This is a genomic window from Roseovarius sp. MMSF_3359, assembly GCF_030733385.1.
Lineage (GTDB): Bacteria > Pseudomonadota > Alphaproteobacteria > Rhodobacterales > Rhodobacteraceae > Roseovarius.
The window spans coordinates 171746-184053 of record NZ_JASHJC010000008.1 but is presented as its reverse complement, the minus strand read 5'-3'; the positions used below and the strand labels follow the sequence as shown (position 1 = coordinate 184053).

The following is a 12308-nucleotide window of genomic DNA, read 5'->3' as shown; positions in this document are numbered from 1 at the left end:
CGGCGGGGTCAGAGACATTCGCCGCCGTCCAACACCAGCGCATGGCCGGTCATGAAGGACGCCTTGTCGCTGGCCAGGAACACGACGCTCTCGGCAATCTCGTCAACGGTGCCGAAACGGCCCATCGGGATGGCAGAGGCCACGTAGTCTTCGAGTTTCTCGCGCCCGCCCATCTGTATCTCGAACCCGCGGTTGAAGGGCGTGTCGACAAAGCCGGGGCAGAGAGCGTTGAAGCGGATATTCTCGCCCGCATAATCCGCCGCCATTTGTCGGGTCATGGCCAGGACGGCGTGTTTCGTGGTGCAATAGGCGATCATCCCACGGTCATACTGAACGCCCGAGTTGGAGGAGGTGATGATGATGCTGCCGCCCCCCTGCGCGCGCATCGGTGCGATGGCGGCCTGTGCGGCCACGAAATGCGAGCGCACATTGAGCGCCCAGGAGGCATCCATATCGACAACATTAACGTCTTCAAGTTTGCCCTCGATCTGAATGCCGACATGGGAATGTAGGATGTCGAGCCGTCCGTGCCGCTCGGTCGTCTCCGCGATGGCCTCCGTCAGCGCGACATCGTCGGTCACATCGACGGTGCGCGCCTCGGCCTGCCCACCTGCCTGCCGGATCGCGTCGGCCACGGTTTCGGCTCCGGTGCTGTCGCGGTCAGTGACGATCACAAGCGCCCCTTCGCGGGCCAGCGCCTGTGCGCCTGCGGCCCCGATGCCGGAGGCCGCCCCGGTGACAAAAGCGAGTTTACCAGCAAGCTGCATTATTCTCTCCCACTTGTTTCGGAGGCGTCATTTCCGGTCGCCACGCCGCAGGATCAACTGCGCCGCGATCAGCAGGATCAGCGAGGCCAGCATGACCATGGTGCCGATGGCGTTGATCTCGGGCGTCACCCCACGGCGAATCGACGAGAAGACATAGATCGGCAATGTTGTCTCGGACCCGGCCACGAAGAACGCGATGATGAAATCGTCAAAGCTGAACGTGAAGCTCAGCAGGAACCCGGCGAGGACCGCGGGTGCTATGAGCGGCAGCGTCACCTGCCGGAATGTGCCGAAAGGTGTCGCATAAAGGTCGGCGGAGGCTTCGCCCAGGGCCTGTTCCAAGGTGCCAAGGCGGGCGCGGACGATGATGATGACAAGCGCCATGGTGAACATCGTATGCGCGGCGATGAGTGAGCCCATCCCCATCGACAGGGCAGGTGGTGTCGCACCCTCGGGCCAGATCGCGGCCAGCCAGGGGTTGAGGACACCAAAGACGGTGACGAGGGCGATGAGCGTGGCAATGCCGATCACGATGCCGGGGATCATCACGGCCACGTAGATGATCGCGTCGAAGATCGCGCGTGCCGGACCGCGGATGCCCTGTAACCCAACGGCGGCCAGCGTGCCGAGGATGCTGGCCAGGGTGGCCGAGATGAGGGCGACGATCAGGCTTGTCTCCAGCGCCTCCATAACGAAGGGGTTTTTCAGGGCGCGGCCATACCATTGCATCGAAAACCCCTGCAACTGGCTGGCATGGCGCCCGGCGTTGAAGCTGAACACGGCGATGATCGCGATCGGCGTGTAGAGGAAGAGATAGACGCAGATGGCATAGGCGCGCATGGCTTTCCCCCTCACATGACAGACACGTCGTCGCGACCGGTTTGCAGCCGGGCGATGAGACGCATGTAGATTGTGACGGTCACCAGCATGATGACGATCAGGGTGAAGGCGACGGCCGATCCGAAGGCCCAGTTGCGCGATTGCAGGAAGAGGTCCACGAGCGCGTTGCCCACGAAAAAGACCTTGCCGCCGCCCAGAAGCGCGGGGATCAGGAATTCGCCCATGAGCAGGATGAAGACCAACATGCAGCCCGTCGCGACGCCGGGTATCGACAGGGGCAGCGTGACCTTGAAGAACGTGGCCAGGGGCCGCGCGCCGAGGTCCGACGACGCCTCGAGCAGACGATTGTCGAGCCGGTCAAGCGCCACGTAGATCGGGAAGACCATCAGTGGCAGGTAGCCATAGACGATACCGATGAGCACCGCGAAGGGCGTATAGATGAGCCGCACGCCTTCGATCCCGAACGTGCCGAGCAGGGCAGGGATGCCGCGCCCGCCCAGAAGGAAAATCCACGCATAGCTGCGGATCAGGATCGAAGTCCAGAAGGGCACGATCACCAGGACCAGAAGGATGTTTTTCCATTTCGGATCGGTGCGGACCGCCAGTTGATAGGCCAACGGATAGGCGATGAGCATCGCCGCCAGCGTCCCGAGCGGTGCGAGGATCATCGTGTTCTTGAACGCGGTCAGGCGGGCGGGCAGGTTGGCATATTGCTCGAACGTGAAGGCCGGGACATAGCCGCCCGCGGCCCCACGCTCGCCAAAGCTGAAGATGAAGACGACGCTGAGGGGCAGCACGAGCATGACCAGGAACCACGCGCCCGCAGGGGCCACAAGCAGCCAGTTGCGTTCGCGTTGGGTCATGATCTGCCGCCCGTCTTTGCCATCAGGCGGATTTAAACCGCGCGAGCAGTTCCGCCCGGTTCGGGTCGGTCAACGTCGCCGCCGCGCCGAATTCAAGCGCGTCGAGCAACTCCTGCGCCGGGTAGAGGATCGGATCATTCTTGATCTCATCCGGCAGAAGCGCGTTGGTGTTGGCGTCCGCGACCGGATAGCCATGGGCCAGCACCTCGCGCGCGTTCACCTGCGGGTCCAGCATGTGGTTGATGAGCGCGTAGGCCGCATCGCTATGCGGCGCACCCTTGGGGATGGCGTAGTAATCGCTCCAGATTTCGCCACCCTCGGCCCCCAGGACATAGGAAATCTCGGGCATGTCGCTGTTCATCTGCTTGCCATCGCCGGTCCAGCACATGGTGAGCCAGGCGTCGCCCGAGCGCATCGCGGGCTGGTAGTCGGAGGAGATCGCAAAGAGATGCGGCTTGACCTCGATCAGCAGTTTTTCGGCATCGGCCAACTCGTTTTCATCCACCGAGTTGAAGGAATACCCGAAGTATTTCAGCGCGTTACCGATGGTCGTAAGCTGGTAGTCATGCACCATCGTCCGGCCGGAATAATCGTCCTTGGTGCGGTCAAAGAAATCCTTCCAGGTGGTCAACGCATTGCCGCCGTCATGGGCTGTGTTGACCGCAAACCCGGTCGTGCCCCAGTTTTTCGGGACCGCGTAAAGCGTGCCATCGACGGTGCCCGCGTCCGAGAAGCGTGGGTCAAAGGCCGAGGGGTCATAGTTCGGCAGTTTCGAGACGTCGAGCGGCTCGATCAGGTCCTCGGAGACATAGGTGGTGATGGTGTAGTTGGTCGGCACAAACACATCCCACCCGCTGCCGCCCGCTTGCAGCTTGGCCAGCATTTCTTCGTTCGAGCCAAAGACATTGACCTGCACGAAGGCGCCGGTTGCGTCGGTGAAGGCGTCGAAATTCGCCGTATCGTGGTAGTTGGGCCAGGTCGCCAGCACGACCCGGTCGCCGATATCCTGCGCAAAGGCCGGGCCGGCGCGCAGGCCGGGCATCGCCGCGCCCATGACCGCCGTCGCGGCCCCAAGGCCCGTCACCCCCAGGAAATGCCGCCGCGTGACCGATCCTTTTTCATATCGGCGCAGCTCTTCCATGAATTTCGTTTTCGAGATCGTATCCCTGTTTTTCATTATCTTTCTCCCTGTTGAATGGGTTTGAATTCCTCAATCGGGTCTGAGGATGAGAGCGGATTGCCCGCTCCAGCTAAGATGCGCGCGGTCGCCCTTTTCGAAGCCGCGCGCGCCAAGTTCGGATTGTCGCGGCGCCAGGACGCTGATGTTGCCAAGCGCCTCGTGCCGTACGAGGTATTCGGTGTGTTCGCCCAGGAAAATCCGGTTCTGGACCGTGACCTCCATGCTGCCGTCGGTTGCCTCGCCGCTGATGCGTATCTGCTCGGGGCGGAGGCTCAGGCAGCCTTTTTCGCCCTTGGTGAGGTTGGCCGTATTACGCCCGTCAAGGGTCAAGCCGCCCTCGGTTTGCAGGGTTGATATCTCGCCTTTAACGGCATCAATCCGCCCGTCAAAGAAGTTGGATGTTCCCACGAAATCAGCGACATAGCGCGAGCCGGGGTTGTCATAAAGATCCTGCGGCGTGCCGATCTGCACGATCCGGCCCGCGCGCATTACAAAGATCCGGTCACTGAGCGACAGCGCCTCTTCCTGATCGTGGGTTACGAGGATAAAGGTGATGCCCAATTGCCGCTGGATATCCTGCAACTCGATCTGCATCTCCTTGCGCAGCTTGCGGTCGAGCGCGGCCAAAGGTTCATCCAGCAAAAGCAGTTTTGGTTCGTTCACAATCGCCCGGGCCAGGGCCACACGCTGCTGCTGCCCGCCGGACATTTCCCAGATGCGGCGGTGCTCGAACCCCGCCAGACGCACGGTTTCCAGCGCCTTGCCGACCTTGTCCGCGATCTCGGATTTTGGCGGGCGGGGACGCTTCTGTTTCAGGCCATAGGCGATGTTGTCGGCAACCGTCAGATGCGGAAAAAGCGCATAGCTCTGGAACACCATGTTGACCGGCCGGTTGTAGGGCTCCAGGGCGTTCACGACCTGTCCGTCGATCAAGACCTCCCCCTCGGTCGGGGTTTCAAAACCGGCCAGCATGCGCAAGGCAGTGGTCTTGCCGCAGCCGGATGGACCGAGGAAGGAGATGAATTCGCCTTGGCGCAGTTGCAGGTCAAGGTCTGCCGCCGCCACGACATCGCCAAACCTCTTGGTGACGCCCTTCAGCTCCGCGATGCAGGTGTCACGTTGCGATTGAGTCGATGGCTCCGAGTTTTCTGCCGGAAAGTCGGGAATTTTCATGTATCGGCATACCACTTGATTTTGAAAAATCGTAGCAAAGTGGCGATATGTTGAATATACCACGAATTTGGTAGGGTTGAAGAAATGGGGCGAAATTGTCAGATGCCGCGCTGAATGAAAATGTCGCTTCGGTGATCGAGGCGATTGGCAGCAGCGCCTTCCCGAAGGCGCTGAACCGCATGGTTGATGCGGTGGTTCCCTTTGATTTCATGGTGATATTTGCCTACCAGGGCAATCAGGTGCCGCAGGACCTGTTTGACAGTTTCCCCGACAAAAGACGCAAGAAAATCCACATCGCCGACTATCAGGAGGGGCCGTACCTTCTTGACCCGTTCTACCTTGCCTCGGTGAAGCCCGTTTCGCCGGGCTTTTACCGGCTGCGGGACCTGGCACCGGACCGATTCTATCAAAGCGAATACTATCGCGGCTACTACGAGCAGACCCACCTCGCCGAAGAGGTCGGGTTTTTCGTGATCCTGCCGGGCGCGGTATCCATTGTGGTCTCGTTAATGCGCAAGGGCACCGTTTTCTCCGCCCGGGAAGGACGTTTGCTGGCACGGCTTTTCCCCATTGTCGAGGCGGCCTGCGCGAAGAACTGGCAGGATACGCGCCCGCTCTTCAACGCCAGCGGCCAGCCACGTATGAGCAAGGCCAAGAGAGATGATATTTCGCACGTGTTCCGGCAATTCGGCGGTGACACGCTGACGCCCCGCGAAAAGGAGGTGGTGGAGTACACGCTCAAGGGCCATTCCGCCGATGCCACCGGCAAGATACTGGGCATTGCGCCGGGGACCGTGCGCATTCACCGGCGCAACATCTATGCCAAGCTCCGAATACATTCGCAGGGTGAGTTGTTCTCGCTCTTCATCGCGCGCCTCAGCCGTTAGGGTCAGGCCGGGTTGGGGCAGACGACCTCAATCAGGGATGGGCCGCTACTCTGCAATCCGCCAGAGAGGGCCTTGGCAAAGCTCTCCATATCCTCGGCCCTTGTCGCGGGTACGCCATGACCCTTGGCCAACGCCACCCAGTCGAGCATGGGGTTTTCGACGTCGAACATGGCCTGCGCGTTCCGCCCGATTGTCTCGACACCGACATTTGCAAGCTCATCGCGCAAGATCTGGTAGCCGCGATTGGCGAAGACAACCACCGTGATATCAAGGTTCTCGCGCGCCATCGTCCAGAGGGATTGTAGGGTGTACATGGCCGATCCGTCCCCGGTCAGCGCGATCACCTTGCGGTCGGGGCAGGCGGTTGCCGCACCGGTGGCGCAGGGCAGGCACAACCCGATCGCCCCGCCCGTGCCGCCCAGAAGGTCATGAGGCCGCGCGGTCGCCATGGGGGGGATCACGTGAAAACCGGAGGTCACGGATTCGTTGCAGACAATCGCGTTTTCGGGGATCAGGTGGGCCAATGCCTGCCCGACCTTGTCGAGGGTCAGCGCCCCTACGGGAAGGGCCGGGATGTCGAGGGCATAGGTGCGGGGCTGCGTCTTGCGGGTGGCCCCGGCCGCATCGGCCAGAGCCTCGAGCGTCCAGGCGATGTCATCCCCGGGGGCGCAGAGATCGTTGACCGGGCAGGTTGCAGGCTCGGGCGTACTCGGCTTGCCCGGATAGGCAAAGAAGGCCACCGGGCGCTCGGTCCCGAGCAGCGTGATCGAGCTTGTCCCCTCTAGCTGCGCGATCTTGGGCGTGATCGGGTAGACCAATTGGTCAAGCATGGCCGCGCCCGCGCCCTTCGACAGGCGCGGCAGCAGCGTATCGGCGATGAGCCGGCAACCAGTCTGCGCAGCAATCCGCCCGGCAAGCGCGCGCAGCGGGCCGAACAACGCGTCCCTTCCGATCATCAACGCAGCACCCGGGGTCTTGAGGCGCTCTGCCGCGGCTTTGACCACCGAAAGATCAGGGCGATGCAGCGCGGGCGGCTCGGCGCTCGGCACTGGCCCGTCGGCAGGACCCCAGGCGGTATCGGCAGGCAGGATCAGCGTGGCGATTTGACCGCTGTGGGAACGCGCCGCACGGATCGCAGCGGCGCCGTCACGGGCGACGCTGGCAGCATCGGGAGAGACATGTGTCCAGTGGCTTACGGCCTGGCTGATCCCGGTCACGTCGCCTTTGAGCGGGCTTTCATACCGCAGGTGATGGCTGGCATGGTCGCCCACCACGTTGACGATCCCGGAGCCGGATTTGCGGGCGTTGTGCAGGTTGGCAAACGCATTGCCGAAGCCCGGCGCGAGGTGCAGCAGGGTGCCCGCCACATCGCGTTTCATCCGGAAATAGCCATCGGCGGCACCGGTTGTACCCCCTTCGAAAAGGCACAGGACGCACTTCATCTCGGGATATTCGTCAAGGGCCGCAACGAAATGCATCTCGGACGTGCCGGGATTGGCAAAGACCGTGTCGATACCGGCTTGCAGAAAGGTCTCGACCAGTGATTTCGCGCCGTTCATATGGACCCCTCCGGTAGCTGTTCGGCATTAGCCTAGAGCGTTTCCGGGGAAGTTTGAATCGCTTTATGATGGCCAATAAAACGGTCAGACGAGGATATCTGCACCCCGTTCCGCATCCGACTTCTTGAGGTAGGCCTGAACCGTCGGGTCGATGTGGCGGCTGTTCAACGGAAAAGCACCGCAAGCCTTCAACGCTTCGCGCGCGCTGACCCGTTCGTCGATTCGTTTCCAGATCGCCCGGGAGGCATAGGGGCTGATATGCGGACGCCAGGCGATCCCCATGGTCATACCGCGCAGATACTTGACTTGTTGGCGATGGGACGGGGTCAGGATCGTCTCGACAATGCTGCCCTCGCGGACCATTTCATGTTCGACCGCATAGATGCGGTTGCCCCGTTGGGCGGCCATCCCTTCATAGCGGGAATTCTGAAACAGGCTTCCATCCCGGTCATGGACCCGCTCCAGCGACCGGGTCATGACATACCCGTCCTTCTCGTAGAGCCAGATCAGGCTGCGCAGGATTTTCCCGTCCCAGGTCGGCGTTCGGAAATGCGAATGATAGAACCCAAGATATCGCCGCAGCGGTTTGGCCTGGTCGCGGAACACGCCGGTCATCAGGTCGGCCGGGCCGCTGGCGATCCGCTTTTGGTTCAGGATGTGACGGCGGGTGAATTCCCCATGATCGCCAAGAAGATCGGCCTCGGGCAGTTCGAAATACCGCGCGATCCGTCGCAGATTGTGAGCCGAGGGCATACCGCCGCCGTTCAGATACCTGTTGAACTGCTGACGGTTGATGCCGATTTCGCGGCACACCTGCGCGATGGACCCGTAATCCGCGCAGATGCTGCGCAGGTTTTCCGAAAAATCATTGGCCAGCGGGATAATTCCTTCGCGAAGAAAAGTATTATAGCGTCAGATTGCTTACAGATACATACACTCGCTCAGTTTCAAGAATCAAGCCATTGGCGGACCATGCGGCCATATCACCGGTGTCCCCGGGAGCGTTTTTGGGAGGAAGAGACATGGACGCACAGGAAAAACATGCCAAGTGGCTGATTGGCGAAGTTGAAAAAGGTCGCATGTCGCGGCGGGAATTTCTCGGGCGCAGTACCGCGCTCGGCGTGGCGCTCGGCGTTGGCACGGGGATCTTTGACGCGGCCCATGCCGCCACGCCCAGCAAGGGCGGCCATATGCGCCTAGCGATGGGTCACGGGGCGACCTCCGACACGCTGGACCCGGCGACGCTGACCAACGGGCTGCAATGGGTTGTTGCCTATGGCGTGGCAAACACGCTCACCGAACTGGATGCGCAGGGCAACCTCGTGGGGTCGCTTGCGACGGAGTGGAGCTCATCGCCCGATGCCAAGGAATGGACCTTCAAGCTGCGCGAGGGCGTCGAATTCCACAATGGCAAGACCATGACCGCAGAGGACGTGATCGCCTCGCTTAACTATCACCGGGGAGAGCAGTCCACTTCGGTCGGCAAGCCGGTCATGGACGCGGTGACCGAGATCAAGGCCGATGGAAACACCATCATTGTGACGCTTGCCGCCGGGAATGCGGATTTCCCGTTCAACTTCAACGAGGCGACATTCGGCATTTATCCCGCCAAGGATAACGGCATCGACTGGCAGGCAGGCGGCTCCGGCGGCTATATCCTCAAGAACGAACAACCCGGCCAACGCTATGAGTTCGAGCGCAACCCGAACTACTGGAAAGACGGTGCGGCCCATGCGGACACTATTGACCTGCAGTCAATCACCGACCCCGCGGCCCGTCAGAATGCGCTTATCACCGGCGAGGTGGATTGCATCGACAGGGTAGAGCTCAAGACCCTGGCGCTGATGTCACGCACGCCCGGTGTGGTGATCGAAGAAGGGGCAGGGCCGCTGCACTACACCTTCCCGATGATGACCAAGATGGCGCCTTTCGATAACCTTGAACTGCGCAAGGCGCTGAAGTTTGCGATCAACCGGCAGGACATCGTGGACAAGATCCTCTTTGGTCATGGCGTCGTCGGCAACGATCATCCGATCGGGCCGTCCTATCGCTATCACGCCGCGGATATCGAGCAAAACAGCTATGACCCCGACAAGGCCAAGCATCACATGGAGAAATCCGGCCTCGGCAGTGTCGAGATCAACCTGAGCGCGTCGGATGCTGCCTATAGCGGCGCGCTGGATGCGGCCGTGCTCTTTCAGGCCTCGGCCAAGGCGGCGGGGATCAACATCAATGTCGTCCGCGAGCCCAATGATGGCTACTGGTCTGACGTCTGGATGAAGAAGCCGTGGAGCGCCAGTTACTGGGGCGGGTATCCGACCGAGGATACGATGCTCTCGACCGGGTTTGCCCCCGGTGCGGCCTGGAACGACACGCAATGGGACCATCCGAAGTTCAATGAACTGCTGGTCGCTGCGCGGGCCGAGTTGGACGAGGGGCTGCGCGCCGAAATGTACCGCGACATTCAGGTCATCCTGCGCGACGAGGGCGGCAACATCGTGCCGATGTTCGCCAATGAAGTCCACGCCCGTAACGACAAGATCGGCCATGGCGATCTGAGCTGGGTCCGCGGCTTCGATGGCCGGCGCATCATGGAGCGTTGGTGGATGGTGTGATCTCTCCTCCCGGATCACACGAGGCCTTCCGCACCCCGCCAGGTGCGGAAGGCGCGTTGGCCTAACAACTGGACAGGGGTGAGCCATGGGCGAACAACAGACGCTCTATTTCAACGGGACCATCCTGACGATGGAAGCGGACCGGCCGGATGTCGAGGCCGTGCTGACCCGGGGCGCGCATATCCTGGCAATGGGTGACGAGACCGCGTTGCGTGCGCAGATGACCGGCACGGCGGAAGAGATCGACCTTGGGGGGCAGACCATGATCCCCGCCTTTATCGACCCGCATGGCCATTTCCCGGATCCCGGGTTCATCCGGCTTTTTCGTGTCGATCTGGCGCCGCCACCGCGGGGCGATTGCGTGGATATGGCCACCGCCCTGGCGCGCCTGCGGGACAAGGCGGCGCAAATACCCAAGGGGGAGTGGGTCATGGGCGTGCTCTTCGACAATACCGCGATTGCAGAAGGCCGGATGCCGACGCGGGCGGAACTGGACGCGGTTTCAACCGAACATCCGGTGTGGGTGATCCACGCCTCGGGTCACAACGGCACCGCCAATTCCTGCACGCTGAAGATCCACGGCGTGCATCGTGATACGCCTGATCCGCCGGGCGGGCGTTTTGGCCGTGATCCGGACATTGGCTCGCTGACCGGAGTGATCGAAGGCATCTCGGCCATGGGCGCGTTGGGTGACACCGATTTCCTGATCGACCGCGACCGTTTCTGGCGCGGCTTCAGGGCGTGTCGTGATGAATACCTGTCCCACGGGGTGACTTTTGCGCAGAATGCCTGGGCGTCGCGCAAGATGCTCGGGCACTTTGCCAGCCTCCCGGCGGGTGAAGATCCGGGTATCGACATCCTCCTGCTGCCAATCGGCGAGTTGGAACCCGCGGTCAGTCGCGGGCCGGAGGCCATCTGTTGGCCGGAAACACCCTATTTCACGCTTGGCCCACGCAAACTGTTCACCGACGGGGCGTTCCAGCTTCAAACCGCTTTTCTGACCGCGCCCTATCACACGCCCGCCGACCCGGAGGCGCCCAATGGCATGTCCTATACCGATGCCGAGACGCTCAACGCCGAAGTGCGCAAGCTGCACGGGATGGGTTTTCAGATCCATTGCCATTGCAACGGGGATGCAGGGACTGACATGTTCCTCGATGCGATTGACGCGGCCCTGGCCGAATGTCCGCGGCATGATCATCGCCATACGGTCATTCATGGGCAGGTGCTCCGCGACGATCAGATGGCGCGCATGGTGCAGCTTGGCGTGACGGTCAGTTTCTTTTCGGCCCATATCCATTTCTGGGGCGACCGGCATTATGACACGTTCTTGGGCCCCGACCGCGCCGAACGCATTTCGCCGGCGGCGTCGGCGGAAAAACATGGGCTGCGCTATACGATCCATAACGATGCGTCGGTCACGCCCACGCGGCCCCTGCACCTGGCCAATTGCGCGGTGACCCGGCGCACCGCATCGGGGCGCATCCTTGGCGAGGAGGAGCGCGTGCCGGTGATGTCTGCACTCAGGGCGCAGACGATCGACGCGGCCTGGCAGGTGTTTCAGGAGGATGTGCGCGGGTCGATCCGCGAAGGCAAGCTGGCCGATTTCGCCGTGCTTCGGTCAAACCCTCTGGATCATGCCGACAGTCTCGAAAGCTGCGCGGTCACTCGGACCGTGCGTCGCGGCAGAACAGTCTTTGTCTCTGAGTTGGCAGCGCCGCAATCGCGTGCAGGGTAACGATAGCGTCGGCGGTCACTCCTCGGGCAGGGACGCCGACACCGACAGGTCGATCAGTTCCGCGACCGAGCGTATGCCCATCTTTTCGAGGATCCGGGCGCGGTGGTGATCTACGGTTCGGGGGCTGATATCCAGCTCCCGCCCGATTTCCTTGCTTGAGGTGTTGGAGGGGTTCGCGATCATGAACCGGGCAACCTCTTTCTCGCGCGCCGTCAGCATGTCGTAGCGTTCCCGCGCAGAGCGGGTGTTTTCGCGAATGGCCCGGCTTTCGAGGTCCTTCTTGAACGACCGTTCGATGCAATCAACCAGGACATGCTGCCGAAACGGTTTTTCGAGGAAATCGACCGCCCCGCCTTTCATGGCCTGAACGGATTCCGGGATACCGCCATGCCCGGAGATGAAGATAATGGGGATGCTGATGCGTTCGCGTGACAGATGTTCCTGCAGTTCCAGCCCGTTCAACCCCGGCATGCCGTAGTCAAGCACTAGGCAGCCGGGCAGATCCGGATCGTAACCTTCAAGGAAATCTTCGGCCGAGGCAAATGTGCTGACCTGGAAGCCGCGCTTGCCGAGAGCGCGTGACAAGCTGATGCGAATACGTTCGTCATCATCCACCAGAAAGACCGTCGATTGCCTGTCCGTCACCGAAGTCACGTTTTCTTCACCAATGGATTACCCAAGTTCAT

At 61.6% G+C, this 12308-nt stretch carries 11 protein-coding genes; 3 read left to right on the top strand and 8 right to left on the bottom strand.

Annotation, left to right across the window (positions count from 1 at the left end):
• Positions 1-8: 8 nt before the first annotated feature.
• From RBB29_RS13460 to RBB29_RS13440, 5 genes are read right to left on the bottom strand one after another with little or no spacing between them, the layout of a single operon-like run.
• Positions 9-767, bottom strand: a complete 759-nt coding sequence (locus tag RBB29_RS13460) for an SDR family NAD(P)-dependent oxidoreductase (RefSeq protein ID WP_306116040.1) — start codon at positions 765-767, stop codon at positions 9-11.
• Between the two features lie 27 nt (positions 768-794).
• Positions 795-1607, bottom strand: a complete 813-nt coding sequence (locus RBB29_RS13455; RefSeq protein WP_306116041.1) for an ABC transporter permease — start codon at positions 1605-1607, stop codon at positions 795-797.
• An 11-nt stretch (positions 1608-1618) separates the two neighbouring features.
• Positions 1619-2470 (bottom strand): ABC transporter permease, encoded by an 852-nt coding sequence (locus RBB29_RS13450; protein WP_306116042.1) that lies wholly within the window; start codon positions 2468-2470, stop codon positions 1619-1621.
• A 22-nt stretch (positions 2471-2492) separates the two neighbouring features.
• Positions 2493-3647, bottom strand: coding sequence for a PotD/PotF family extracellular solute-binding protein (locus RBB29_RS13445; RefSeq protein WP_306116043.1), 1155 nt, complete (start codon positions 3645-3647; stop codon positions 2493-2495).
• 33 nt (positions 3648-3680) lie between these two features.
• Entirely contained in the window at positions 3681-4823 is a 1143-nt protein-coding gene (locus tag RBB29_RS13440) for an ABC transporter ATP-binding protein (RefSeq protein WP_306116044.1), read from the bottom strand.
• Between the two features lie 95 nt (positions 4824-4918).
• On the opposite strand from RBB29_RS13440, the gene RBB29_RS13435 reads away from it, so the two are divergent.
• Positions 4919-5710, top strand: a complete 792-nt coding sequence (locus tag RBB29_RS13435) for a LuxR family transcriptional regulator (protein WP_306116045.1) — start codon at positions 4919-4921, stop codon at positions 5708-5710.
• A gap of 2 nt (positions 5711-5712) precedes the next feature.
• On the opposite strand, the gene RBB29_RS13430 is transcribed toward RBB29_RS13435, so the two are convergent.
• Positions 5713-7269: an acetolactate synthase large subunit gene (locus RBB29_RS13430; protein WP_306116046.1), complete on the bottom strand. Its 1557-nt coding sequence runs from the start codon at positions 7267-7269 to the stop codon at positions 5713-5715.
• An 84-nt stretch (positions 7270-7353) separates the two neighbouring features.
• Positions 7354-8082 (bottom strand): helix-turn-helix domain-containing protein, encoded by a 729-nt coding sequence (locus RBB29_RS13425; protein WP_306116047.1) that lies wholly within the window; start codon positions 8080-8082, stop codon positions 7354-7356.
• 209 nt (positions 8083-8291) lie between these two features.
• On the opposite strand from RBB29_RS13425, the gene RBB29_RS13420 reads away from it, so the two are divergent.
• Positions 8292-9884, top strand: a complete 1593-nt coding sequence (locus tag RBB29_RS13420) for an ABC transporter substrate-binding protein (RefSeq protein WP_306116048.1) — start codon at positions 8292-8294, stop codon at positions 9882-9884.
• Positions 9885-9969: 85 nt separating this feature from the next.
• Positions 9970-11622: an amidohydrolase gene (locus RBB29_RS13415; RefSeq protein ID WP_306116049.1), complete on the top strand. Its 1653-nt coding sequence runs from the start codon at positions 9970-9972 to the stop codon at positions 11620-11622.
• A 15-nt stretch (positions 11623-11637) separates the two neighbouring features.
• Here the strand turns inward: RBB29_RS13415 and RBB29_RS13410 are convergent, their stop codons facing one another.
• Positions 11638-12276, bottom strand: a complete 639-nt coding sequence (locus RBB29_RS13410; RefSeq protein ID WP_371931500.1) for a response regulator transcription factor — start codon at positions 12274-12276, stop codon at positions 11638-11640.
• Positions 12277-12308: the final 32 nt, after the last annotated feature.